This window comes from Paenibacillus sp. FSL H7-0942, from assembly GCF_045040715.1.
Classification (GTDB): Bacteria; Bacillota; Bacilli; order Paenibacillales; family Paenibacillaceae; genus Paenibacillus; species Paenibacillus amylolyticus.
On record NZ_CP150279.1, the window covers coordinates 5,975,244 to 6,001,464 of the forward strand.

Consider the following 26,221-nt stretch of genomic DNA (forward strand, 5'->3'; position numbering starts at 1 on the left):
CATTATAAACCTATTGTTAAACCTGAACCAAAGCCTTGGTACCCGCCAGCTGCTTCATTCCGCTACAATTCTCGCTCTCGGCATGCTATGCATAGCTCCGTGCGTAACATGGACCTGTACCACATACGTACCTGGTTCTTCAAAGGTATGCTGGATTTCATACTGCCCTTCCTCTGCCTCCTTGGCAGTTATAGCCCCTTGATTCTCCAGTTCGTCCGCTGTCATCATACCTTGTTCCGGAGATACAGAAGGCGGATCATCAAGCTCATTCCAGATCTGGAATTGCACATGGTCAGCATGACTTAACGGTGCATCTCCCTGTGTAAGCTTCACCTGCAACCGTGTTGGTTCATGAAGAGAAGCTTTCTCTGGAACGTCAAGTTTCACTTTGATCATCTCCGGCATCTCGCCCGATTGTGACTGTTCTTCATAAGAGCATCCCACCGTCAGGAGGAGCAGAATAACGAAGGGCATGAACCAACGAGCTTGTCCGCTCATCACCATCTATCCTTTCTTATTAAGAAGATTTTGGTGTTTTGCCGATACCCCACAGCATCACGATGATGATAATAAAGGCGATCAGTGCCAGTAATGGAATCGTGATGAAACCAAACCAGTTCAAATAGTCGGTATAACATGGAACCTTACCGCACGCGACGGCATTACCTGTAGCTGAAAAAATACGCTGGATCGTTACATGATATAACGAAATGCCGCCACCGACGAAACTCAGTGGGAGTACGTATTTGGTGATGCCCACGTCATCCTTAAAGTAGGCAATGCCCAACAAGATGGTTAGTGGATACATGAATATACGCTGGTACCAGCATAGATCACATGGAAGATATCCCTTGATCTCACTGAAATAGAGACTGCCCCCTGTTGCAATAACGGAAACGGCCCAAGCAATAAATAACCGGGTATCGACATGTCTCGCTGGACGCTCCGATTTTGATGATGTACTCATTCCTCTGTCCCCCTCTTCATTTTGCTTATACCAAATTATCATACATCATTCTAGACTCCATCGGCTATTCAAGCTGTTATGTAGGTCATTACTCGATGATTATACCAAATATTTGAACTTTTGGGTGAATACAAAAAAGCTGCCGTATGGGGCAGCTCTTTTTGTTTTAATCTTGTTTCACTCTACTATTACATCGATTTCGTCAGCGTAATGGAACCATCTTTTTGCGCCCATTTCACGTCCCAGTTCAGAAGTTCAGCGATGAAGCGCAGAGGTACTTGCGTACGTCCATCTTTGTTTACAAATACAGTTGCACCCACGTTTTTCTTCACGCCGTTCACTTCCATAACGTTGTTGTTCACCCAGAATTCAAGGGTATCATCGCCAGCCATTACGGTTACTTGTTGTGCTTTTTTGTCCCATTTCACCGTTGCACCAATACCTTCACTCAGGAAACGCAATGGAATGTATGTTGTGTTTTTCCAAAGCACTGGTGTGGTATCCATGTTGGTTGTTTTATCGTTAATTTTCAGCATTTTGCTGTTCAGTTGCATCCACACCGTTGTCATTTCTGGCGCTGGTGCTGGTGTTGCTGGCTCTTGGAATTTATCGTTGAATTGAGTCACGATGGCGTTACCCAGAGCTTGACCTACACCAAACATCACTTTGAAGCCTTCACGATTTGTTGTGTACGAAGCATCATAGTTACCTGCTGCATATTGATTCAATACGTTTTGTACTTGATTTTCATGCGTTGTCAGCGCTTGTTGTCCTGCTGCTTTTGGCAGATTTCCAGCTGTTGCTGAATCCAGGAATGTAGCAAATTCTGTTGTAAATCCATCAATACGTTTCTCTACTGCTGCACGAGCCGCAGCATCGTTGTTTTTAACAGCTTTTACATAGTCGCTTTGTGCGTTAACGTGGTTCGTAACCCAAATTTTCTCGAAAGCATTGGAACCATCGTTACCGTAAATGGAAGCAATCGCTGCTTTGAAGTCAGCTGTGTTTCCAGCTTCAGCTGTAACCAGTGCGTTGGAAGCTGCTGTGCGTCCATCAAACTCCTCTTGCATTTGCAGAGCCGAAAGTGCAAAGTGTTCGGAAGCCAAGTGGTTGAGTGCAGATCTCAGATCAGCTGCTTTTGTATCCGCTTTGGTATTTTCGAATTTCTCAGGCATTTGTGTCGTAATTGCTGTGGAGAGTGCTTTACTTACGTCGAACATTTCTTTGAAACCTTCACGGTAAGCCTTGTATGCATCAGCGTAATCTCCAGCTACATACTCATCAAATACTTTTTGCACGAGATCTTCATGTACTTTCAGCGCCTGTTTGGCTGCTGCTTTTGGCAACTTGCCTTCGGTAGCTGTGCTCAGGAATGTGGAGAACTCATCCACGAAACCGTTGATGTTTGCTTGTGCTTGTTTGATTCCAGCCTGGTTGCCCATTTTGGTTGTTTTCACCAGATCATCTGTGTATTTGTTATGAGCGCGGAAGATGCGTTCGAATTCTTTGGCACCTGCGTCACCGTATAGGGAAGCGATTGCTGGTTGCATATCCAGTGCATTCTGGTCAAGTGCTTTGTAGGCTGCATCTGCATCTTTTGCTCCGTCATAGGCTTTCGCCATTGCCGTTACTGCGAGTGCAAAGTGCTCGGACAACAGGTGGTCCAGGTTTGCTCTCAGGTCAGCCGCAGGTGTGTTAACGGATGCTTTCATCATGGTCATTGGTGTCTGTGGTGCGGCAGCTGCTCCAGCGATCCCCGGCATCAACAGTGTCAAGCTAAGTACAGGTGCGATAAACTTCTTCATCTTCATTTTCATTACGTGTTCACTCCTCGATTATGTTGTGTGTATAATTTCTTTCCTCGTCGTCGTCTTCATAGGGTGTAACGCAGGGTTCTCTATTCTGGATCACTCTGTGGGTAAAAAAAAATTCGCAACCTTCAGTGAAGAAAGCTGCGAACGCCTGTTGTATCAAGGTTTTTTTGAATTAAAAAAATATAAAATTGTAGTGATCTTTCCGATCCAAGACCACATACATACTGTAATATAGATACTTCATTTTCCTTTATTTCTCAACTAAAGCTTACATCAAAGGTTATCCTGAAGTACAATAAGGACATATCATATTATTCGCGAAGGAGGTCCATTCATGACCTGGTTGCCTTATGTTTTAATTGTGGGTATCGCCTTGTTTGGAGGTATTGCTACCATGATCATCGGTAATTCCAAAGCCAATCAGACCAGCAACCCCGAATATGACCGCCGCACAAAGCAAAACCTAAGCAAACTTTCCTATGTATATGTTGGTGCGATTGTACTTGGTTTTGGCGGACTAATCCTCTATCTTTTTAACTAAAATGTTTCGATTCGGCAAAGAATACGTTCAAACACGCCAAGCAGCTTCAGTTTTTGTTCTACATATCCAATGGTTGAGGGGCCATCTCCCCTCTCCCTGATTACTGCCAAAAATCCGCGTAACATCCATACTTGTAACTGTTCGTAAAGCTGCCTCCTGTTAAAATCAGCATTCTCCTGCACATAACCATCTTCAAAGTCAGCCATAATCTTTCCAAGTTCTTGCCTATGTGTTGACGAGGGAATTGTAGAAGTCAGTACAGCTGCAAGATCGAAATGATGATCGTCCATTCTTACTTCACCGAAATCAATAATGTAGATGGACTCTTTTGTAAACAACAAATTCCACATGCCCAGATCCCCATGAATGACTGAATGGTTCGTCTTGCGAAATTTCAGACACTCCTCTGTAAGCTGCGCTAACATACGAATTTGTTCGGATGAAGAGGCTAACACTACATTGGAAACCTCACGCCATAATTGAGATAACTCGAAACGATCTTCCATACCAGCAACCTTAAGATGATTCGTCATACGATGAAAAAGACCGACCACCTGACCTAACCGAACAAAGTCAATGTTACTTTGGGAACGTGGAAGCAAATCCTCTATGTAGATCTGCAAATTATAAATCTCATCATTATATGTAATATACGGAATCCTGTATTTTGTCTGTACCATGGATGGCGAAATATTTACTGATGCCAATGCCTGAACCATTTCATACTCAATCCACGCCTGTTGTTCGTTCCTCAGTTTACGTAAAACGAACTTACCTTGTGTAGACTCGATCAGCATCGCTTTAGAACTATTACCGTGTTCTATGGCATTAAATCCTACAATATTCCCAATATCATATTGAACTGCCACGTAATGAAAAATTGTCATGCCTTCACCTCGTTTCCTGATCCTAAGCGATCTATTCAACAGACAGATGCTAGTCTCCTGTTCATATACACATGTTTACAAGTTGGAGATAATTCAGAATTATTCTGGATATGTTCGGGGTTTAATATAAAGCCATAAGGGACAGCGAGCCCATTAAACAAAACTAAACCCCAACTTGAAGGAGAGATATATGATGAAAAAAAACATGAAGAAATCCGTAGCAACGATGATGGTACTGGGCATGACATTAACAGGAGCAACGGGTGTATTTGCCGGAACGCAACTGGAGAAAATCTCTGCATACCTTAACCATGGAATCAGCTTTAATGTTGATGGCGCGGCTTACTCACCAACGGATGGCAATGGCAACAAACTTGCGCCAATTACTTATAACAACTCCACTTATCTGCCCGTACGAGCGCTTGCCGATGCACTGCATGTGCCTGTATCCTATGACGGCAAAAAAGGACAGGTCATTATCGGCCAAGCAACAAGCAATCCATCAGCCTTGACGAATGTAACGTATAGCGCAGCACAAAAAGAGGCGATTCAAAAAGCTTTTGCACAATTCGATGGGTTCGAGACAGCTTATGCACCTCAGCAGATGCTCGCAGGTGACACGTTCAAAAGTGTAGGTGCGGGTGGCGACGGCGTCAGCTTTGTTTTTAACCATATGAAAGTGGATGTGTCTCCAAGAGATTATTCGGACGGTTATACGAGCAAAGACGTGAAACTGTCCAATGGTGTTATTGCCAAATGGTACACACCAGATCAAACGGGCATGCTCACATTCCAACTGGATGATCGCTACGTTACCCTTAGCTCCCCGGATCATAAGCTGAGCCAAGCTCAGTTGCAACAAGTCGCTGTCTCTGTTCAAAAAGCCAACAGCAACAATGATCAAGGGATCACTGCATTCGCAGATGTGAACTATAGCAAACAACAATTGGATAACATTCGCAAAGCATTTGCGAAGTTTGACGGGTTCACAACAGCCTATGCCCCACAACATATGGTTGCTGGAGATACGTTCAAAAGCGTAGGTGCAGGCGGTGATGGTGTAAACTTTGTTTTCAATCGTATGAATGTCACGGTATCCCCTAAAGACTACTCGTTCAGCTATGATGGCAAAACGGTAAAACTGCCTAATGGCGTATCAGCCAAATGGTATACACCAGACCAAACGGATATGCTCACATTCAAGCTGGACGATCGTTATGTAACCATCAGCTCGCCGAATAACCAATTGACTCACACTCAACTGGAGCAAATGGCAGTATCCGTACAAAAAGTGAAATAAACAAAAATAAACACACATCATTTCGGTCCCGCTCCATGAGCTGGGGCTGATTTGATGTGTGTTTTTTTGAATCTTTAGAATTTATTTTTATCAAATGGTTCTGGAAGCTTTAAGGAGTACACCATCGTTGATTTTCCTTCTTTCACGGGAACAATCACGTTAAGCACACCATCTTGTAACATGTTTTCTGGAATCTTGGCTGTGCTAAATCCCCACTTCCTCTCAGGTATGTCCGTTAAAGATACTTTCCCGAGCACCGAAGTGTAGTCTGGATTGATGAACAGCAACTCTGTAATTGAATCTTTAGAGGAGGAAATGGTCAATGTTCGATCAAAATTAAGCACCACACCATCAATTCGGTCTGGCACAGCTGATTCCATCGGCCTTGTATTTACCGGATCTAATTGGTAACTCTCCCCTACCCGATCCATCCATCGTGCTCTTGCATGAAAAGGAAGAATTTTGGAATCCATGGCTAGATCAGTTCCCTTTTCTTCATCGCTCATGCTTAATTGTTTGTTGTAACCAGTTGCTTTTGTTTCCGACACTTTGAGCCCCAAGTCCTTACTCCACTGACCTAAAGGAATAAAGGTCTGATTGTATAGCGTCAACAATTGTTTTGAAGGTTGATTCACACTGGAAGAACGCTGACCACGAGTGAAGGTGAGCCGATCCTTCCTGAGATTATATTGAATATGAAATGCTTTAGTGAATTCTTCTAAAGGAACATAATGCTGACCTTCCATATAGAAGGTGGGCTGCCCTTTATACTCCAATACACCCTGATCAGACTTAATAGCTACAGGTTCCATCGGGAAAAACACATTAGAGAACTGAAAAGAATTCCAATATTTTTTCCAGTCACTGTACGTACCATAATTCAATTTAAGATGTTTATTTTCTGAAATAACATATAAGGATGGCGGGTAAGAGCCTGGATTGGAAAAATACTGTTCAATAATATACTCATCCTCAGTAATCCACTGGATACTTTCGGTACGAGCGCGATAAGGAGAATCATAGGAACGAATCCGCTTAAGGGTCTTCAAATCATAGACTTGTACCTTGGACGACTCCATTTTACTATCCAGACCGTTCTCTGTGACCAGAACCAATGTTTTTCTTTCGGGTGAGATAAATGATTGCACATAGCCCACTCGCTCTTTAATCAGTGTAGTTTTTTTGCCATTTTTGGTTACAACCACAGTCCAGTCTGATTTCCGATCCCTCGTGTTGCCTTGAGAAACATTTAGATGAACATCTGCACTTACCTGAAAAGCTTTAGTAGACAAGCCCGTCTTCTGGTCGGGCTTCATCCACAAGTCGCTTACTTTGGCCTTCTTCCCCTTTATACCGCCATATTCAAGATAGTGACAATCTAAAGTATCTGTGCAATAAACCCCAAAATTACGGGTTTGTGGAATCGGTGATACCACATATTTGGTATCTGTAAAATCCCTTTCCAGCAAAAGCTTTCCGCGAGTGTATACTTTTTTTCCTGTGACCATGGAATAGTAGTTGGATTTAGGTACGTTTTTCTCATAGATCGTATAATATATTCCGATTTGAGGTTCCAAGTGGATACGGTTTTCGCCCTCATGGACCTTGCGAAGTGTGTTCGAGCTATAGTCATACTCGTACAAAACGTAATAATGCTGCTTATCATCCGTGGCATAATAAGTTATGTATCCTTTTAACCCTGCTGGTGTGTCACTAACGATAGGATCATACTGATGGGAAGTTGTCGTCAGACCGGTATGTATTCTAGGGAGAATAGCTGGATCGGTAAAATGGTACTCATTTTCTTTGAGTTCACCAGTATCAAAACTCGTTCGAAGCGTAGTCACGGTCACCTCCGTGCCTCTGATTGCAAAACGAATGTTATGTTGCACCCGATCTGTGGATGAAATGGATCGCTCTGCGTTCTGAGCCGTTTGAGTTATTGAAGTGGACGCTGAGACTGTGAATTGCGACATGCTGAGTATAAAAATTGAAACTAAACTGACGATGAGCCATTTGGATCCTCTGGACATACTTAACTCCTTCTCTGTGTAATGGATTTGGTTGAGACTCGTTAAGTATAGAACTTTTGATCTAAATATTCATTACTTTTTCTTCCATCTTCTGGCCCTAATGGAACATTCCAAAGGACAGCGACAGATCTATTCATTTATCTGTCAACTGCCCTTTAGAATTCACTAAATCTCTTTCTACGTATGGATGCTACCGCTTAATAGCTGTTTCGGTTAACCCATCAAACCTTTAGTTCAGCCAAACGAATAACCCTGCGATAGACCATCGCATCCATCAAATCCTCCCAGTCAAGTTCACTGGCATTAACGTCTCGATAATAGACCGCAGAAGCAGGCAAGAAACCAACCAGCGGTCCTGTACCGCCACATATCAGGCTACCGCCGTCTCCGCCTTTGGGCATCACATCTCCAACCGAATCCAGTGTAAGCTCATACTTGTAGGGATCACCGGCAAATTGCACTCCGAAGAAATTTGGCAGTTCCAGATCATAAGGACAATCATCCTTTTCTTCACCCCGTGAAGAGGCCGTCTCTGCCAATCCATCCACAATTTCATCCACGCCTTCCAGACTTCCAAAGTGCTTCAATCTCATCGTATAGTCGAAGCTGTCACCCCAGGGAAATAACGTGCGACAACCGCCGCCATAGATATACTCCCATTCGTCTTCGGTTAGTAAACCAAAACCCGCTGCAGCTTCCTCCCTCACAACGTCTTCCAACTCTATTCCTTCGTTGAACCACAGGATTCGGACTTCATTCTCACTTTGGCGAATCAGACGAAACTGTTGATGCAGTTCATATTCACGGATCTCCGACTGCTTAAACTGCTCCAGTGCTGAAGGGAAATCAGGATTTTCCTGTGCAAATGCTTCCTCCTTGGACACTTCAATCCAGCCAAGTGAGATCAGTTCGCATTCAACAAGCATCGGCGCAATGTTGACCGTTCTTACAGGTGACATTTGACTCGCCAGAAAAGAATCCACGTCCTCCACACCATACTCACTGACCGTTTCATGCAGGTCGGCTGATGTCTCTTCGTTCATACCATGCTGCCAACGATCCCAGCCGAGTGTTACTTGATCCCCAGGCACAAACACAAATCTCAGCCCATCCTCCGTAAATACACCTGTCTCTATTCGCTGACCAAACCGTTCAAATGTCTCGAGACCCTCATATACCATACCGTCTGGTAACTGACGAACAAGCTTACGCATCCAAGCCTCTTTGTCCTGAGCATTCAACCCCTGCCAGATGTCTCGTCTCAATGCTTCCATAACTTTCTCCACCCTCCTTATGCACATTCACTTCTCTAAAATACTTTACTAGCGAAGCACAATCTTACTTGTGTTGTTTACATTTTTATTTCTCTGCGGCCTGCAAAAGTTCCATCAATAATTCCTTCCGTCTTCCCTCGGCCTTGCGAGCAAGCGTTGAGAGCTTCTCCACCTTGCCAAAGATCGGATAGAGTACACGTTCCGCTTCATAATACTCAAGTTTTTGAATCTGCCTAACCAACAGTTCGAGTATTTCATCATTCTCCAGCTCGGGCTGAATCTTCAACTTCAGACTATCGGTCGAACGACGCAAGCTGGCGACTAACGCAGGTATGGATTGAGCCGTTACACCCTGTTGTTCTACAAATGCCGCAATGAACTTATCCTGAATCAACTGATGCTCATCATCCACTTCACCCATGTAATATTCAACCAACGGGAAATACTGCTCATCCACAAGCCCCAGTCCAAAGGTTGCATAACTGCCCGGCATACAGCTTTTCTCTCCCTCGGTATCCTCGTAGAACTCAAACTCTTGGATAGCCTCACGCGCATACTCTTCCAGAAGTGGATGCAATTCCGGGTACTCCAGTGCATTGGCAAAGAATCGGTGGGTATCCGACTTCGCGAGCCCTTTGATCGGCAAATACTGCTTTACGCTGGACTTGAGCTTGATCTTATAACTTTTCGGAAAGCCCTGTTTCAATAAATGAGTGATAAAGGTAAGTGCCTGTTGATAGGCACCCGGCTCTTCCTTACGAATGTGAATGGTCATCAGAGCAAATACATCATTTGCTTTGCATTCTACTTCTTCCGTTTTCACATGAATATCGTCCTTCGCATACGTTCCGCTACCTTCTGTCATCATACGTGCCGCACGTTTGCTACCGAGTTGCTTCGCGAGTTCCAGAAAAGTCACACCTTTGGATTTGCTATAACTGGGCTCAAAACGTAGAATCATGACCGCCGCATATAATAGCAGATCGATTGATTGAGTTTCGGATGTTTGCTCCTCCCCAGGCTCGTTCAAATGTTGGCCTGCCTGTGTCTCAATGTTCGACTCCAGCGTTGCTCCAGGTTTTAGTGAATATTCATTGGTACGATAAGGCGAAGACTGAACATCATAATACTGTGGCAAAAACTGATTCTCCACCCATGCCGTCACTGCATGAGTAATCTCACGACGATGTTCCGCAAGTGCATCCGAACGCCCCTGATTCAACTCTTGAATCTGGTCATACTGCCTGATCGTCCATGCTACATCCAACTCCGGGAACAGCTTTGGATCGAGCAGATGACTTGTCAAAAAGAAGGATTCCAATGGCTTCGTTGGATATGTACTGTTCTCCAGATTCTTGTCTACATAGGTATGAATACGCTCAAGGAGCATCGCTCTTTTCTCTTCGTTTATCCATTCCAATAAAGTCAGTTGCAGCTTACCTTCGGTTGTTGGGAATTTCCCTCGCAAGGTGAAGCGGTAGTCAATTAACGGAGTATCTGCCAGCTTGTCCAATCTTCCCTGAACAACCTCTGCAAGCTTAGGCCCGATCTCGTTCCGTACCTGTTCCTCGGTAAAGACTCTTCCCTGCTTTGATTTTACATCATCATCATCCAAACCCAGATCCAGGCTGTCTACCGTGGTCCGTCCAGGTTTGTAATCCAGTACAATATCATTAAAAATACCCATTTGCAGCGTGGTTCGCTTCACAACACTTTCCAAGTCATCCCGCTTTTCCTGTTCATCAAACCATTCATGGATCGTCGTCATCATCTCTTCCATCGCCTGATCATAAAGTGTACTCATCTAATCTCCTGCCTTCCCATGCATCTTATGATGTTCATCAAACACACTTGAACCTCTATGAATCCCGGGTCAATCCGGGACATCTATGTTATACATACGTATTGATGTTCGTATACTACCTATTATTTTACTCTCTCAAGTACACCCGGAACAATAAGGCTTACGCACGGTTGCTTGCTAGTCAAAGAGATCTACAGATTCCTTTCATAACTATGTACGCTCTCGGCATGCCCTCGCTATCGTCATCCCCACGTTGTATAATTATTATATTCCTTCTCAGGAGGTTCGAATAAATGAGCTACAGCAAATACTTCCCCTTGGAAAACTATTTGAATCAAGTTTCAATCACCCTTACATATGCAGAGCTTGAGGAGATTCTCGGATTTACGTTACCCCCTACAGCGTATAATCGCGAACAATGGTGGGTGAATAATTCCAATAATCATACACAGGCACTATCCTGGTTAAATGCCGGATGGAAGGTTGAGAATGTGATTCTAGGAAAACAAGTAACTTTTGTCCGCTGCGAGTCATAATCGATCTGTACGATATAGATTAATAGTTATAACTCCAAAGGTTCTATTTTCCATAAATGTTATTCGAGACAAAAAAAGCAGGGTAGACTGATGAATTCATCAGTTCTCCCCTGCTTTGTAAATTAATTAACTGTCTTATACCACTCGTTCACTTCGGCGGTAATATCATCGCCGCCCATGGATTTCCACTTCGTCACAAACGCATCAAATTCCTCAATGCCTACCTGACCATAGATGATCTTGCTGAACGTATCTTTCTCCAACTTGTCGATTGCGTCCTTCTTCATTTTCATCGTCTCGGTTGGTGCCCCGGTGAACTTGTTCTTGATCGCGTTATCTTTATTCGCAACAACCACCTCAGCGGCTACAAATACTTCCGGTTTGTTGGCAATCTTCGTATTTTTCTCAAAAGGAGTCTCCGGTTCTTTGCCCTTCGCAAGTTCCGCCAGCGTATCCATCATGAGATTCGGAATCCGTGCACCATCATACGTAATCGTATATTTGAGTGGTGATACGCCGTCCTTCACTTCAGCTTCACCAACGACTTTGCCATCCACGATGTCATAGTCATATCCTTGTGCGAAGCCATGTTCGAACTCGCTGCCCACTTCCGGGTTGGCAAAGTTGTCGAACAGATAATTTTGATACGTAAAGAAAATCTCCGGGTTCGCCATGTCTTTGTTAATCAGTACAACGCCGTTACTTGCACCAGAACCATGCTGGTGGCTCTCACCTGTTGGTCCTGTAGGTAAAGCAATGGCCTTGTACGTGGCACCGTCCACATTTTTCTTCACATCATCAATCGGCCAGTTTGGCATCCAGTGTGGCCCCACAATAATGCCTGCTTTACCTGCGGTGAACAGTTCTGCTGCCTTGATCTCATCATAGACACCCGCTTCTTTGGGCAGGTAACCTTTGGACAACCAATCTTTCATCGTTGCAAGACCTTCCTTCACACCTGGCTGAATGGAGCCATATTGCAGTGTTCCATCTCCGGCATCATTCCACTGTCCAGGCATGGTGTTGTACATGCCGAAGATCCAGCCGGATTCCGTCATCCAGGTATTGAGCGCATTTTTCATGCCCACGGTCAGACCATACGTATCTTTCTTGCCGTTCCCATCCGGGTCTTGATTCGTAAAAGCATCCATGACCGTAACCAGCTCATCCATGGTTTTTGGTTCTTCCAGTCCCAGCTTCTTCAGCCAGTCTTCCCGGATAAACATGACCGAATCGCCGTTGTAAGCATAATCGAAGATTGGAATGCCATAACGCTCGCCCTCATACATGTATGGATACCATTCCTCGGATGCTGATTCGGATGCCTGTTTCCATGTGTCTGAAGCATATTTGTCAAACAACTCGCCTGCATTGGCAAATTTGCCGGACTCAATTAATTCCCGGACCAGATTGTAGTCTCCCCGAATGGAGACGATATCCGGCAGTTCTTCGTTAGCGGACAGGGACAAGCGTAATTTCGTGTAAAATGCATCATTGGTCACCGATACAGCCCATGGCGTAGTCAGATCGATGCCAAGTCGTTCCTTAGCCCATTTGGTATGCACATTGTTCTGGGCCGTTTCCCCATTCTTGAATTTCGTATCATCATTCCAGGCCCGCAAATAACTCATCTGTACCGCGGGTTCATACTTCCCATCTTGCAGAGCAAGTGGTGCAGCGGCTTCCTTCGCCGGTTCTTCCTTGGCCCCCGAACTACATGCCGTTACAGCAACCATCGTGATTGCGAGCAATGCCGTCATCATTTTTCTATACATGAACTAACCCCTCCTCAGGTAACTTGGATACCCTTTCGTGCCAAATGCACCTCTGCATTTGCCATCATTCGATTTCAACCGCTCACGGGTACAAAATATGGACGAACAACACCATTTCGATCCTTATTTTGCTGATGCAAGTCGCTGATTGGATTGATGCCAAATGCACCTTACATGAAAAGGATAGTGCAGCCGGGGAGGCAAACATATATCACAATTTCAATGTTCATATCGATTTGTTAACCGTTCCGAAAATCTTGCGGGGTCAGTCCATAATGTTTGCGGAACACCTGAATGAAATAAGGTGTATTATTGTACCCCACTTCCTGACCAACTTCATAGATCTTCATCGCCGTATGCTTCAGCAAATGAACCGCACGTTCCATTCTGGAACGGATAATATAATCACTAATGCCCTCACCTGTGGATTGTTTGTACATTTTCGACAGATATACGGGGTGCAAATGAACCTCTCCGGCAATGACCTGCAACGATAGATCCTCACCCAGATGATGGTCAATCCATTGCTGCACCTGCCGAATCAGCGTTGATCCGGCATCCTGTCCCGCATCGCTTGTGCTCTCTTCCCACTGCTTCATCACACATCTGGTCCACGTTTCCAGACTACGCAGCGAGATACCATATCCATCCTTGAGCAGCTGCTGGTATTGCTCGCCAAGCACTTCGGTTAACTGCCTTCCTTCCCGATGAGCCATATAGGAGAATGCTGCCGCCAAATAATGAAAAGCCACATACACATGCTCCGGGAACACACTGTTCGACAGTTCGGCAAAGATCTGATCAATCTTGCGGTGTGCATCCTCCATGCGCCCCGCTTCCAGTAACGTCGTTAGACCCGGTGGTTCATACAGCGCTGCAAGAGACTTTAACGTGGCCCCATTGGTTCCCGCCGCCGCATTCAGATGTAATCCTTTGCCTGCCTCGGCCTGCTTGCGAAGTGCACTCACAGCTTGATGATATAGCTGCGGCACCTGATCTGGGAAACGCCCCATACGACTAACGGACAGGGAAATGGTCGCGTTCAGATACTGCCTCACACTGTGGATCAACCGCTCTCCAAGTCGGCCCATTAACATTTCAGGTTCGGCCTGAGTTTGTTTGGGACTGGCCATGAAGACCAGATCATCATAGGCGTCATCCGTATGGCAGAGATGATAGGTACTCCCGCAGATCTCTTCCACCACATTTGAGATGGCGTACTTCATCAATCGAAACGCTTTATGTGTGGGTTGATGGTCATCATACCGGATGAGCAACAGTTGCATTTTATCCTGTGGACGGAACCCGATCTCCAGTTGCTCCAGCTTGCCTTCAAGTTCAGCATCCGCAAATTTATGCCCTAACAATACATCCTTCATCAGCTCCGCCCGCTTCTCGGGTAGATGTTCCCTCACGGAATACATGGCCCGCTGATGCAGCATTTGTTTCTCACCCTCAAGGCGAATCTGCACGGCTGCCTGTTGCACGGATTCAATCAGTTCCTCATCCCGGACCGGCTTGAGCAGATAACTAACCGTCCCATGTTTGAGCGCCTGCTTCGCATAATCGAAGGAAGCATGCCCCGATAAAATAATACATTTGGTCTGTTCCCACTTTTGCCTGATGTGACTGACCAGATCCAGACCGGACAGACCCGGCATGCGGATATCCGTGATAATAATATGGACCTGATGTGATGCCATATGTTCCAGAGCTTGTTTGACTGAATAGGCTTTGAATACCTGCCCAATCCCGTGTTCTCTCCACGGTATCGAGACAGCGATCGACTCTACTGCCGAATGTTCATCATCCACGACCATCAGATTCATCATGCGGTTGTTCCTCCTCAAACCATCGAATTTCTACACTAAGTCCACCATAAGGAATCGCTCCAAAATGAAGCCCCGACGACAGCCCATATCGCGTAACGAGACGCTGGTGCACATTCCATGTCCCTGTTCCAATCTCCTCGCCCATTGGTTCATTGATCTCCCGTTCCAATTCGGCAATCTCTTCCGCTGTCAGTGTGACACCGTCATTGTCAACAAACAGGCTGTATCTTGTATATTTTCGTCCCTCAATATGTTCGGGTACCGCCATCCCCGTTACGACGACATGCCCACTGCCTTCCATCGGCTCAATGCCGTGGATCACCGCATTCTCTACGATTGGCTGAATGAGCAGCCGCGGAATGTGGAGCAACATCAGTTGCTGCGGTACGGCAATCTCGTAGGTCAGCCGGTTGGTTCGCATCTGTTGAATGGACAAATAATGGTCCAGCAACCGGATCTCTTCTTCCACTGTCGTCATGTCATTCTCGCCCCGCGTAATGTAGCGATAGTAGTCTCCCAGACTTAGCGACATGGCAATAACCGCTTCACGGTTGCCCAGCTGGGTCATATTTTTGATATAAAACAGGCAGTTGTATAGAAAATGCGGATTGATCTGCGACTGCAGATGCTTCAATGTCGCTTCCCGTGAGCGAATACGTTCCTCGTATACCTTCTCGATCAGTTCCTGAATCTGCTCCGCCATATGGTTGAAGCTCTGGGTCAGGTACGCGAATTCATCACGAGAGTGATCGACCGGAATCCGTGTGGACAGCTGTCCTTTGCGAATCTGTTGCAGTCCTCTCATCAAACGGTGGATGGGCACCTGAACTTTTCGATACAAAAGCAGTGCAGCACCGATACTCAGCACGAGCAGTAACAAAATGGAAGTAATAAACATATTTCGGCTCTTGTCCATCGGGGTTAGCAAATCATCCAATACCACCGGGTTCACGTATACTGCTTGCAGTTGTTTGGAGTGCACGTAACTGACCAGATATTGTTTGCCGCCCACCTCCAATTGATGATTGCCTTCTCTCTCCGGCCCGTTAAAAGGCATATCACGCATAATCGCTTCGACAAGTTCGGGGTCCGCCGTACGGTTCAGCAACGGATCGTTACCTGGTACCAGCAAGAAAGGATCTCCTCCCTGCGTTTCTTTAAAATCATCCAACATGGCAACCACGTTCATCGGGTCAAAATTAATCTCCATCACCGTTCGCACGCCTGTATTCATCGGTTTTTCATTCCACTCGTAGTTATCCGTGAAAAAATAGGTGAAACTCCCCTTCTCCAGCTGCCATTGGCCAGGTTGCGGAAACGTCAACATCTTCTCATCGTAGACCGTCCGGCTGGACATGGTGGATAACACAAGTTCCGCTTGTGGCAGGACAATGGTAATATCGTTCTTCCAGCGGCTGGTGGACTGGTACAACGATAATTTGTCGAGAATATCCAGATAGATACTGTTTTTCTCATATTGGCTGGTTGAATCCGTCATGTAACGGTAGTGCAGGATACTCGGATCTCGCAACAATGTCAGGCCATACAGCGAGAGCTGCTCGATATTTTTATCCACCTGGGAACTGAAATAATTGAACTGGTTCAGACTCGACTGTTGTTTCTCTTCAACGACCATGTCCACATTTGCCTGATTCGCGTATGTATAGAGCAGCAGAATGGGTACGAGCAGGCAGATTAAAAGAATGACCGTCTTCGCAAATACTGTGAATTTCATCGTTTCACCCTGTCCCTAAATTTGGAGTCGTTCTACACCGAAGTCCTATTTTATATTGAAAGCCCTTACAATTCTATATGATTTTTTGTTCTCCCGTTTTCCTGTGACTTGAAATCCTCCGTTTCCATCAACAAGTTAATATTTCAACATCCGCATTGAAATGTTGTTCTATAGTCCACCCTTTTCCGTTGCTATAATTCAGTTGCTCCACTCTGTGCAGAGGTTTGCTTGCCTCATTAATGCCGGGGGTGGACGAGATAAAGGAGGGACCCTGATGGCTATCGAACAACCGTTGACAACCAATACGCCGGTGCGAAAAATGACACCCCATCCACGCAAACGTACCCGCTGGAATTTCAAACGCACGTGGCCGTTGCATCTGATGCTGCTGCCTGCTGTACTGCTCACTTTACTGTTCGCCTATGTGCCCATGGGCGGCATTATTATTGCTTTTCAAGACTTCAAACCGTGGCTGGGGTTCACTGGATCCAAATGGGTGGGCTGGGACAACTTCCGGTTCATGTTCGAATATCCCGACAGCGTTCAGGTCATCTGGAATACGGTACTGATCGCTTCGATGAAAATTGTGGCCGGACTTGTGGCCCCCGTGGTATTCGCCATTTTGCTTAATGAGGTTCGGAACTCCACGTTCAAACGTTTCTCACAGACCTTGGTGTATCTGCCCCATTTCCTGTCCTGGGTTGTCCTTGGTGGAATTCTGCTCGACATGTTATCACCGGAAGGTGGGCTGGTAAACCAGGTTTTAGCCGCGGCTGGTGTTGAACCAATCTTCTTTCTGGGAGATGGTGACTGGTTCCGTGTAACGGTAGTTGTCAGTGATGTATGGAAGGAGTTTGGATTCGGGACAATTGTATTTCTGGCAGCACTTGCGGGTATTAACCCGGCATTGTATGAGGCTTCAGAGGTGGATGGGGCAACACGACTCAGACAGACATTACATATTACCCTGCCTGCGCTCGTGCCGATGATTATCGTGGTAGGTACGTTATCGCTGGGCAATATCCTGAATGCAGGCTTTGACCAGATCTTCAACCTGTACAATCCGCTGGTATATGAAAAAGGCGATATTATCGATACCTTTGTTTACCGGATGGGAATTCTGAATGGCAAAATGAGCTTTGCGACCGCTGTTGGACTATTCAAATCATTTGTCGCGATGTTCCTGGTCATCTCTGCGTACCGGATGGCGTACAAAATCGCCAATTACCGTATTTTTTAAGAAGCATTTTGCATAAATCCAGACAGCGACTTTCAATAAGAAAGATAGAGATCGAAATGGTTCAGTTCGTCTATATCTTGTACACGCGAGCGATTCAAATCGAATTATGCAAAATGCAGAGGAGGAATCAAGGTGTATCACAAAACAACCGGGTACCGTATATTCAATGGTTTCAACCTGATATTCATCGCGGCCGTCTCGATCCTGTGCATCCTGCCGCTCGTCCATATTCTGGCGGTTTCCTTCAGTGGTAAAGCGGCAGCATCCGCCAATCTGGTAACACTGTGGCCGATTGATTTTACGGTGGACGCCTATACCAAAACATTTGGTAACAGTAACTTTATCAGCGCACTCTGGATTTCAGTCCAACGTACCGTTCTTGGCACACTGCTCAGTATGACACTTGTTTTCCTGACGGCTTATCCGTTATCCAAGGAGAGTCTGCACTTTAAAGGACGTTCGTTATATGCGTGGTTTTTCATCTTCACGATGCTGTTCAGCGGGGGATTGATTCCATCCTATATTTTGATCCAGAAGCTTGGATTGATGAATACGATGTGGGCTCTCATTTTGCCGGGAGCGGTGGCTGTCTGGAACCTGATTCTCATGATGAACTTTTTCCGCAACGTGCCAAAAGAGCTGGAAGAAGCCGCATTTATCGATGGAGCCAACCATATCACAACCCTGTTCAAAATCTATCTGCCTGTTTCCATGCCCGCCATTGCCACGATCTCCTTATTCACCATGGTAGGTCAATGGAATTCCTGGTTTGACGGTTTGATCTATATGAATGATGCTTCCAAATATCCACTCGCCACGTTAATGCAGACCATAATTGTACAGCAAGATTTCTCCAACATGAACGTGGATGCAACGCAGCTCCAGAACATGTCTCAACGTACGGTGAACGCGGCTCAGATCTTTATTGGGGCTCTGCCGATTCTGCTCGTATATCCGTTCTTGCAGCGTTTCTTCGTCAAGGGGATTGTGCTCGGGGCGGTAAAAGAGTAAGGCAAACACACGGAATCCCTTCTTGGAATTCTTTGTTCAGAAAGATCATGATTTCAGTTGATTCGAGATCTTTCTCCCGCGAGTTGCGTTGTTATATTCATTAATTAACTCATCCAGCACCATGGATTGGCGAATAACCTCCGGATGCCATAGTTCCGGGTATTGAGCTGCAATCTGGTAGAGCCTTTGCCGTGCATGTTCGATACATTCCTGAATGGTTTCCGGATTATGTACCATACTCCCGCCCCCTGTTGTCCTTGAATATCATCATCCAAAAAAGACCATCTAATATAATATTCGGAACAAGAGGGGATTTGGATTACCCCAAAATTAAAATTTTGGTTATTTTTTCTTGTAAAATTTATTATTAGCGTGGATCACATGGGTTGATGTGCATATATGTTCAATACAAATAAACCGGATCGGTTGCGGCCTGTCCGGTTTTATTCCTGCTGAGTTTTTCAATTTTCTCTATCATGCTCCATTCATCTTAATCCAACATCCTTAAAACGATTGCCTATCGTCTCTGGAAAGGCACGTTTAATCGCATCAATGGCACGTTGTTCCGTAGCCCCTGCCTTCCGGATAAGCTCAATTACCCTTTGCACACATTCCGGTTCTCTCGAATCCCAAGAGATGAAGTTGTCTATTTCCTCAATGATCATTGTGTACAGGTTTGCGAGTAGCTCATACTCGTCTATGACCTGGTCCATTTGAATGGACAGATGCTTAAGTCCTGCAACATAAGAGGCAATATCCAATCTTGATTTGGCATAATAGCGAAGTACAGTTGCCGCTTGTTCTGCGTCATATGTTCCTGACTGCAAAGCAGCAGCAATAGCGGCATACGCAGCCGCCCCACAGGCATAATCTTGGGGCGGCAGCATATAGTCATGAGTTTCCCATTTGTACACGGCCTGGATTAACGATTCCTTGCAGACTTCCCATAAATCGATAGATGCACAGGCTTCCAGAATCTGATAATACCAGTAGGGTGTACTGTTCCTCCCAAATGAATCATAGGGCAGACGAATGATTTCATCACCTTGACTTTCACAGATGAATAAGACCCGTTCCACATCATCATATCCAGTAACAATGACAAATTGATCGTGCCAGAGAATCGCACCTACGCCCCGGTCAATGGAAGCTTTGATATCCAGCAGAGCCTGCTTCTGATAGAGCGGGAAAGTCGGTTCAAATGAAAATCCACCATGTTGTCCCGTTGTCACACCAATGAAGTCTGCTGCGACAAAGTTCTCTGCCATCCAATTGTATGCGGAGATTGACTCTGACGTCAGACGCCGATCCACCACTAATCGGAATGCACTTGCTGTCATACCTGCAATCATGTGGTGTGGGAAAACCGTCCACTGTTTATGTAATAAAATGCGAAACAACGCATCTGTATATGCGCTCACACCACTCCATGATCTATCTTCATCAGCAAAATTTACAGCTTGCGGGGATTGAATCCAGTCCTGCAGTACTACTTTTGTCGCCATCATCCTTCACTCCCTTCCTCTCTCATCCTATCGTGCGGAATGTGCTCCCCACCGTGGTATAGTGGACCTTTTACGGTCAGGATACTTCCTGGATATCACTCGAAAATAATCAATAGCCTGTTCTTCCAGTGCTTTCGCCTTCACTAGTACCTGTGCTAGATCTTCTGTTGTATCTGATCGCAAGACACGTCTATTTTCCTGCTGAACTATATATCCTTTCATTTGGTCAATTAACGTCCCAAGCTGTTCATAACATGCACAAGCCTGGTCCAGTTCGTTCCATATCCCTCGAACACCCTGCAAATACATCCTTATTTCGGTTCGCGAATGACAGAAGGATTCCAAAATATAACCTGCACCGGATTCATCGAAATCCCCACTCCGCAGGGCATCCACCCACACATCATATGCCTTTTTACCTGAAGCAATATTCTGATCAGGTAACAGACGATAGGGAATATCCCAATTCTCAATCGCCAGTCGCAGGGATTCCAGCAGCATCTGCTGTTCAGGGATGCGGACCTGATCACCAAACACCTGACAATACCAAAATCCGGAAAAGTTCAATCCGAAATTATCATATAGCAAAATCTGCGGTTCCTTGCTCCATCCGTCTTGCACATAAAAGATGCGGTCACTGTCATCATATCCATGAATAACACCAAACTCAGGAATCCAGTAAATCACACCATTGCCTTCATCAATACTCCGTCTCACCCAATTCACTGCATCCTGCTGATAATAACCGAACGTGGAATGACGTGTACGTCCCCCATCCCAGATCGTGAATATCCCCAGGTTATCGACTCCAGGACGATGTGCTTCCCCCCATTGTCCATATGCTGTAACCGACATGGGAAGTAGTCTGCGATGCACCGACAGCTTGAAAGCCATGCCCGTATATCCGGCAAGTACAACCTTGGAACCTTGAAACTGGCCTGTATGGGTTAGTATCGCATGCAGACTATCCACGTACGATTTGGACTCCCGCTTCATGATGAGGTTATCTAAAATATTCTCAGCCAAGGACGGATCTTCTCCTCTCTATGCTGCTTTATTCCACGTTTTGCTTACGTTTTATCGCGAGCCTGTCAATTAATCCTTCCGCGCTTTGCTGAAGCTTGCGTCTAAGCCACCCAGGAGACAAAAGTTCCTCCCATTCGCTAACAAACAAATGCTGTAAGAAAGCATCCGTGTCATAAAATTCAATTGAATAAATCTGATCGTGCCTAGCCTGGATACGATACCCTTGCCATAGGTCCATTTGCTGCAATTCCTTCAAGCGAATCTCAGCTACAAACGGTTTACGCACAGGCAGTGGTTCTTCCCATCCACCTAGGAGGGTATCTGACCTGTACTCAAATCTCTCATCCAAGATCGATACATGAACAATGCCCTCCAAGCGAATCGCCACTTGCTGCACAGGATCTGCTTCATAACCCACCACGTAATCGGCGTTAAACTGGGATATCATCTTTAATGGACACAAGGAAAACTGCCGTTCTCCATCGTGATCCCTGTAATGAATATGTACTCTACGCAAGTCAGTTATGGCATGGGACAATAATTCAAAGAATTGCAGTTGCTTCGGTTGCGCCGAAAACACTGGGAGCTCACTACTTCCCATCTGTTGTTCCTCCAACGTAAAACGCTCCAGCAAATGCGCTACACGTTTCACCGCGTCCGATTGATCATAATCGTAATGCCGGTAACGATGCGCCAGATATTTCAGCACACGCTGCTCTTCTTCGGTCATATACAAATGGGGCAATCGAAAAGTCTGATCCTCATAACAATAGCCCCGATATTTTGCCATATACACCAAAGGGGCTCGCAAGGAACTTGCCATATATTCAATATCACGCTGAGCCTGACGACGGGAGATTTCAAATTCACGGGCAAGCCAGCTGCTATTCGGAAAACGTCCACCCCGAATCTGTTCGTCAAACCAGTGAATCCGATGCATGTTACTCATCTTCCCGCCCCCATCTCATCCATTCTTAATATATTCGATTATATCAAAAGACATGGCCCGTTCCGAAGAACAGGCCAGTTATGTTATACATGTGCCTTATCCACTCTGGATTGCACGGCTTTGAAGCATTTCTTGCATACTTTCAGACTTGTACCGTCTGTTTTTGTTTGCGTATACAACAATTTAATTCGGGTACTGCTGCACACCGGGCATGTTCCCCGGCCCCTGGAAGGAAGACTCCACAAAACGCGTCCTCTTTTGGTTTTTGCCAATGGTTGTGAACCTCTTTTCGATATGGTTTGTGTGTTCACCGTTATTATATAGGGCATGGTACGACACAGAATGTCGCATCAGTATTAGAAGTATTTCAAAAAATAAAAATGTCCTCTCTTCGACCTGAAGAAAGGACAACATTTAGGAAGGATCTGTGCTCGACTGAGCTGCGGCCTGCAATAACGGTTGCAGGAGTCCTGGAAAGCGCGTTTCCAAATCATCGGATCGCAGGGTGAGAAAATGCTGTGTACCCTGCACTCTGACCCGAATGACTCCAGCTTCTCGCAGGGTACGAATGTGATGCGACATCGTTGACTTCACAACAGGTGCATGAAAATGACTGCACGGCTGTTCTCCGCTTCTCGCTGCTTCCGCAACAATCCCAAGACGGGTCGGGTCGCTTAACGCATACAATACGGAGGAAAGTTCAATATCTGACACCTGTGGATGATGTAAAATTTTCATACTGTAGTCCCCTTTTCTCAGACTATCCATTGTATTTTAACACAGATCCATGATATATTTCTAATGTTCGACACCAATCGAACTTTAATGATTTCGTTATGTAACCCCTGCTGTCAGGCACGGGATTGACATCATACTACATTTTGCAAATGTTACACACCGTTTCTGAAATGTTGCGAAATACACATCACTCCAGGAGGTTTTTTATGAACAACACCGCAACCGCATCATCAGGGGAACGGACCGGAATACAGGAAGGATTAATTGTAAGCTTGCTTGGCTTCACCGTTGTACTCGTTGTTATGAATACAATGATGTTTAATCTAGCCCTGCCCAAAATTGCAGCCGAATTTATGCTTACATCCGTCGCTTCCTCATGGATTGTTACAGGGTATTCCATTGTATTTGCCATTTCCTCGATTACGTTCTCACGTCTATCGGATTTCATACCTATTCGTACATTATTCACAACCGGGCTTACGTTACTTGGCGCGGCATCCGTTCTCGGGTTCTTCAGTAATCATTTCATCATTTTGCTCATTGCACGTCTGATCCAGGCTGCGGGTGCTGCATCGGTTCCGGGGCTTGCCATTGTACTGATTACCCGGTACATTCCACATGATCGCCGGGGTAAATCGATGGCTGTCATCATGTCCGCCAGTTCACTGGGTCTTGGACTCGGTCCCGTCATCGGCGGAAGTATTACACAATTTTTGGGATGGCATGATCTGTTTATCGTTACAGGATTAACGTTATTCTTGATTCCTGTATTTTTCAAACTGCTTCCGCGGGAAACACCGCAAAAAGGTTCATTTGACCTGCTGGGTGCCGTGCTTCTCGCCATCGGTACTACGGGTGTGCTGTTATTCCTGACTTCCCGTCAGTGGTTCACGCTTGTCATCGGTGCTGCGGCACTGCTTCTGTTCTGGCTCCGAATTCGGCGCGCGGCAGATCCGTTTGTTCAACCTGCTTTGTTTAAAGACAAAAAATATATGATGCTCAGCTCGCTGGGGATTGTATCGTACATTAATAACTTCTCAACGTTGTTCCTGTTACCTCAAATTTTGGCGCATCTATATGGACTGACCCCTGCTCAATCGGGACTCGTCATCTTCCCTGGTGCAGTCGTGTCCATGCTGCTGTCCAACCGGATCGGCCGTATGATTGACCGACATGGCAATACGTTGCTGCTGAAGTTTGCACCATGGCTACTACTGGCAGCTGCCGGGTTATTCGCCTTATTTGCAGACAATAACATCTACGCCATTATGGCCGTGTATGTCTTGCTCAGCGTAGGCTTCTCTTCCCTAACCACCAGCGTGTCCAATGAATTGTCTGGCAATCTGACTATGGATCAGGTGGGCGCAGGTATGGGGCTGTTCCAACTCAGTCAGTTCTTCAGCGGTGCTTTCAGTGTTGCTGTTACCGGCGTAGCATTAACGGCGATGCAAAACATGCCACTGTCCTCAGCGTACACCAATATTTTCTGGGGTATGACCGTAGTTGCACTTGCATCCGTTATTTTCTCTCAGGTGTATCTGAGAATGCAGTCACGAAAACAAGCTGCTGCTTAATATGAAGCAAGTCATAAAAAAGGCCCATAAAGCGATGTTCGCTTTATGGGCCTTTTTTATAATTTTTGTAAGATTTATTGACACCTTAACTCGCAACAAGATGTTTTACCATGTCATGTGCCTCTTGTTCTACAACTATAATTTCTCCAATTTTACTCAACACTCGGTTCAACATGTGATAACGACTATCCATATCCAGGTACTGACTTTTCAATGTCATATTAGCGGCGAGATTCCATCGTTGCGCAGCATATTCGTATGCCTCCACCAGTTGATGAATATCCGGATTATATGGTATTCCCTCTCTCAGGAAGTGGCCATACAAATATCTGTTATTACTTATGCCAGCCAAGTCGCCATACATATTGTCCAGATATTCTTCGGTCAACACTGATGAATCTTGCATATGCTGACGTGTAGAGTCTATATATCTTTCAATTGCAGGCAGGCCTACATGCGGATTAACTAATTCATACCACTCAACCTGATTCACCAGTTGCCCGGATTTTCCATCCATTATTTCATGATTTTGATGAAGCATATCGTAGAATTCTCTCTCTTTTACCTGTTGGACGGCACTCCCAACATCTAATATAGCATAACGATAACGCGTTCCCTCACGAATCAACGATGTCTGACCTAGATCAAGAGCTTCAAATAACGTCTGTTCATCCATATTGCCTTTCAAATGATAAAAATCATCAATAAACTCAAACTGTCCATCTGTATAGTCGGACAATACAATACAATGCGACGAATGAAGTAATTGATACAGTGAATTATACTGCATATAAAATACATCAACCCATACAATAACTGCTTCTTTTTGCTGAAGCAACGTCATGATTTCCTTTATAACCTCGGCCCGATCATTTTTTCTGACGATATTCAAATCAATATGATGAATATGTTGAAACTCATTTTCAACCGACATATACGTGGGAACAAGCTTCGGGGTGCCCCTCTCCGGGTCTTCATGGTACATCATCCCGCATTGTTTCCACACTGCAAGAAAATTCGTAATTTGTTTATAGTTGAGAATGCTGCTTACACATAAGGTAAAGCAATCTTCACCTTCTTCATGTGCTTCTCTGGGCTGAATATTCATATACTCCACTCCTTCCCCAAGGTTAGTGCAAAGATATGCATGCATGGATTGTCCGGCAATAGGATCTTGTCAAATGAAATGGGTTCTTCGAGTGTAATCTTCTGAAACCAGATAATAGGCTGTTTGGATGTCAGTAAGGCCCCCTTTTGGGTACACACCCCACTACATTGAAACATCATTTCCTCATTATAATGTGGAACCGTCTCGGTCCAGTTGGTCAGGTCCAATGATGCTCTCCCCATCCGCTCTCCATTTCGTTCGAAATAAATGAATTCATGGTATGAACCATTATCTGCTGCACCCAGAATGTATAGTGTCGAATATAGATCGATAGGTACCGGAATGTGCTGGCTATCCAGTTCTATATTATTAAACGCCTGTCTGTGTAGAGGAAAATGAAACGGAACATCCTGCCATTGTACCTTCTCCTGATCAGGCAGTTCGTCTCCAGGGTACGAGGAACCAAAGGTCGTGAAATTACCAATTTGGTTTGCAGCAAGATAACTGAATCCATTGTTGTTATAGTGTTCTTCCAAATGTAGTGGACAATAGATGGTCATGTCATAAACCTC

At 45.3% G+C, this 26,221-nt stretch carries 24 protein-coding genes; 6 read left to right on the forward strand and 18 right to left on the reverse strand.

Translation table 11 applies throughout. The features are described from left to right. Positions 1–54: 54 nt before the first annotated feature. The 3 genes from MHI48_RS26420 to MHI48_RS26430 form a co-directional block, all read right to left on the reverse strand. Positions 55–498 carry a FixH family protein gene (locus MHI48_RS26420; protein WP_076253541.1) on the reverse strand — a complete coding sequence of 148 codons (444 nt, stop codon included), beginning with the start codon at positions 496–498 and terminating at the stop codon, positions 55–57. 19 nt (positions 499–517) lie between these two features. After that, complete coding sequence (locus MHI48_RS26425; RefSeq protein WP_076328866.1) at positions 518–967, reverse strand: disulfide oxidoreductase; 450 nt, start codon at positions 965–967, stop codon at positions 518–520. A gap of 188 nt (positions 968–1,155) precedes the next feature. Then, positions 1,156–2,784: a copper amine oxidase N-terminal domain-containing protein gene (locus MHI48_RS26430; RefSeq protein ID WP_342744278.1), complete on the reverse strand. Its 1,629-nt coding sequence runs from the start codon at positions 2,782–2,784 to the stop codon at positions 1,156–1,158. A 331-nt stretch (positions 2,785–3,115) separates the two neighbouring features. Here MHI48_RS26430 and MHI48_RS26435 point away from each other — a divergent pair, with 331 nt between their 5' ends. Further along, entirely contained in the window at positions 3,116–3,322 is a 207-nt protein-coding gene (locus MHI48_RS26435) for a hypothetical protein (RefSeq protein ID WP_017692174.1), read from the forward strand. Here MHI48_RS26435 and MHI48_RS26440 read toward each other — a convergent pair. Beyond that, entirely contained in the window at positions 3,319–4,209 is an 891-nt protein-coding gene (locus MHI48_RS26440) for a phosphotransferase (RefSeq protein ID WP_076328865.1), read from the reverse strand. The genes MHI48_RS26435 and MHI48_RS26440 overlap by 4 nt on opposite strands. A gap of 190 nt (positions 4,210–4,399) precedes the next feature. Here MHI48_RS26440 and MHI48_RS26445 point away from each other — a divergent pair, with 190 nt between their 5' ends. Beyond that, a complete protein-coding gene (locus MHI48_RS26445; RefSeq protein ID WP_245838362.1) occupies positions 4,400–5,509 on the forward strand; it encodes a stalk domain-containing protein in 1,110 nt (369 codons plus the stop codon). A 74-nt stretch (positions 5,510–5,583) separates the two neighbouring features. On the opposite strand, the gene MHI48_RS26450 is transcribed toward MHI48_RS26445, so the two are convergent. The 3 genes from MHI48_RS26450 to MHI48_RS26460 form a co-directional block, all read right to left on the reverse strand. Next, positions 5,584–7,542, reverse strand: a complete 1,959-nt coding sequence (locus MHI48_RS26450) for a hypothetical protein (protein ID WP_076328863.1) — start codon at positions 7,540–7,542, stop codon at positions 5,584–5,586. A 221-nt stretch (positions 7,543–7,763) separates the two neighbouring features. Then, on the reverse strand, positions 7,764–8,816 hold the full coding sequence (locus MHI48_RS26455) for a hypothetical protein (RefSeq protein ID WP_076328862.1): 1,053 nt from the start codon (positions 8,814–8,816) through the stop codon (positions 7,764–7,766). Positions 8,817–8,901: 85 nt separating this feature from the next. Next, positions 8,902–10,620, reverse strand: coding sequence for a DUF6138 family protein (locus MHI48_RS26460; RefSeq protein WP_076328861.1), 1,719 nt, complete (start codon positions 10,618–10,620; stop codon positions 8,902–8,904). Positions 10,621–10,913: 293 nt separating this feature from the next. Here MHI48_RS26460 and MHI48_RS26465 point away from each other — a divergent pair, with 293 nt between their 5' ends. Beyond that, positions 10,914–11,156 (forward strand): hypothetical protein, encoded by a 243-nt coding sequence (locus tag MHI48_RS26465; protein WP_036606815.1) that lies wholly within the window; start codon positions 10,914–10,916, stop codon positions 11,154–11,156. A gap of 122 nt (positions 11,157–11,278) precedes the next feature. Here the strand turns inward: MHI48_RS26465 and MHI48_RS26470 are convergent, their stop codons facing one another. The 3 genes from MHI48_RS26470 to MHI48_RS26480 form a co-directional block, all read right to left on the reverse strand. Then, on the reverse strand, positions 11,279–12,931 hold the full coding sequence (locus MHI48_RS26470) for an extracellular solute-binding protein (RefSeq protein ID WP_076328860.1): 1,653 nt from the start codon (positions 12,929–12,931) through the stop codon (positions 11,279–11,281). A gap of 239 nt (positions 12,932–13,170) precedes the next feature. Then, positions 13,171–14,763 carry a response regulator gene (locus MHI48_RS26475; protein WP_076328859.1) on the reverse strand — a complete coding sequence of 531 codons (1,593 nt, stop codon included), beginning with the start codon at positions 14,761–14,763 and terminating at the stop codon, positions 13,171–13,173. Continuing rightward, positions 14,738–16,498, reverse strand: a complete 1,761-nt coding sequence (locus MHI48_RS26480; RefSeq protein ID WP_076328858.1) for a sensor histidine kinase — start codon at positions 16,496–16,498, stop codon at positions 14,738–14,740. Before MHI48_RS26480 ends, MHI48_RS26475 begins: the two co-directional genes overlap by 26 nt. A 319-nt stretch (positions 16,499–16,817) precedes the next feature. Here MHI48_RS26480 and MHI48_RS26485 point away from each other — a divergent pair, with 319 nt between their 5' ends. Together MHI48_RS26485 and MHI48_RS26490 are read left to right on the forward strand one after the other, a co-directional pair. Continuing rightward, on the forward strand, positions 16,818–17,738 hold the full coding sequence (locus tag MHI48_RS26485; RefSeq protein ID WP_036668173.1) for a sugar ABC transporter permease: 921 nt from the start codon (positions 16,818–16,820) through the stop codon (positions 17,736–17,738). 132 nt (positions 17,739–17,870) lie between these two features. Continuing rightward, positions 17,871–18,749 (forward strand): carbohydrate ABC transporter permease, encoded by an 879-nt coding sequence (locus MHI48_RS26490; RefSeq protein ID WP_036606808.1) that lies wholly within the window; start codon positions 17,871–17,873, stop codon positions 18,747–18,749. Between the two features lie 45 nt (positions 18,750–18,794). Here MHI48_RS26490 and MHI48_RS26495 read toward each other — a convergent pair whose 3' ends face one another. From MHI48_RS26495 to MHI48_RS26520, 6 genes are all read right to left on the reverse strand, one after another. Continuing rightward, on the reverse strand, positions 18,795–18,986 hold the full coding sequence (locus tag MHI48_RS26495) for an aspartyl-phosphate phosphatase Spo0E family protein (protein ID WP_076328857.1): 192 nt from the start codon (positions 18,984–18,986) through the stop codon (positions 18,795–18,797). Positions 18,987–19,234: 248 nt separating this feature from the next. After that, entirely contained in the window at positions 19,235–20,257 is a 1,023-nt protein-coding gene (locus MHI48_RS26500) for a hypothetical protein (RefSeq protein ID WP_076328856.1), read from the reverse strand. A gap of 24 nt (positions 20,258–20,281) precedes the next feature. Next, a complete protein-coding gene (locus MHI48_RS26505; protein ID WP_405142228.1) occupies positions 20,282–21,280 on the reverse strand; it encodes a hypothetical protein in 999 nt (332 codons plus the stop codon). 28 nt (positions 21,281–21,308) lie between these two features. Further along, positions 21,309–22,229: a YafY family protein gene (locus tag MHI48_RS26510; RefSeq protein WP_076328855.1), complete on the reverse strand. Its 921-nt coding sequence runs from the start codon at positions 22,227–22,229 to the stop codon at positions 21,309–21,311. 83 nt (positions 22,230–22,312) lie between these two features. Next, positions 22,313–22,501 (reverse strand): hypothetical protein, encoded by a 189-nt coding sequence (locus MHI48_RS26515; RefSeq protein ID WP_074096524.1) that lies wholly within the window; start codon positions 22,499–22,501, stop codon positions 22,313–22,315. Positions 22,502–22,643: 142 nt separating this feature from the next. Continuing rightward, positions 22,644–22,967, reverse strand: coding sequence for a helix-turn-helix transcriptional regulator (locus tag MHI48_RS26520; protein WP_036606795.1), 324 nt, complete (start codon positions 22,965–22,967; stop codon positions 22,644–22,646). A 206-nt stretch (positions 22,968–23,173) separates the two neighbouring features. Here MHI48_RS26520 and MHI48_RS26525 point away from each other — a divergent pair, with 206 nt between their 5' ends. After that, the gene (locus MHI48_RS26525; protein WP_076319698.1) at positions 23,174–24,541 is read left to right on the forward strand and encodes an MFS transporter; all 1,368 of its coding nucleotides are present in this window, start codon (positions 23,174–23,176) and stop codon (positions 24,539–24,541) included. A gap of 85 nt (positions 24,542–24,626) precedes the next feature. On the opposite strand, the gene MHI48_RS26530 is transcribed toward MHI48_RS26525, so the two are convergent. Then, a complete protein-coding gene (locus MHI48_RS26530) occupies positions 24,627–25,649 on the reverse strand; it encodes a BtrH N-terminal domain-containing protein (protein ID WP_076328854.1) in 1,023 nt (340 codons plus the stop codon). Then, positions 25,646–26,209: a hypothetical protein gene (locus tag MHI48_RS26535; protein WP_036668110.1), complete on the reverse strand. Its 564-nt coding sequence runs from the start codon at positions 26,207–26,209 to the stop codon at positions 25,646–25,648. Before MHI48_RS26535 ends, MHI48_RS26530 begins: the two co-directional genes overlap by 4 nt. Between the last annotated feature and the right edge of the window lie 12 nt (positions 26,210–26,221).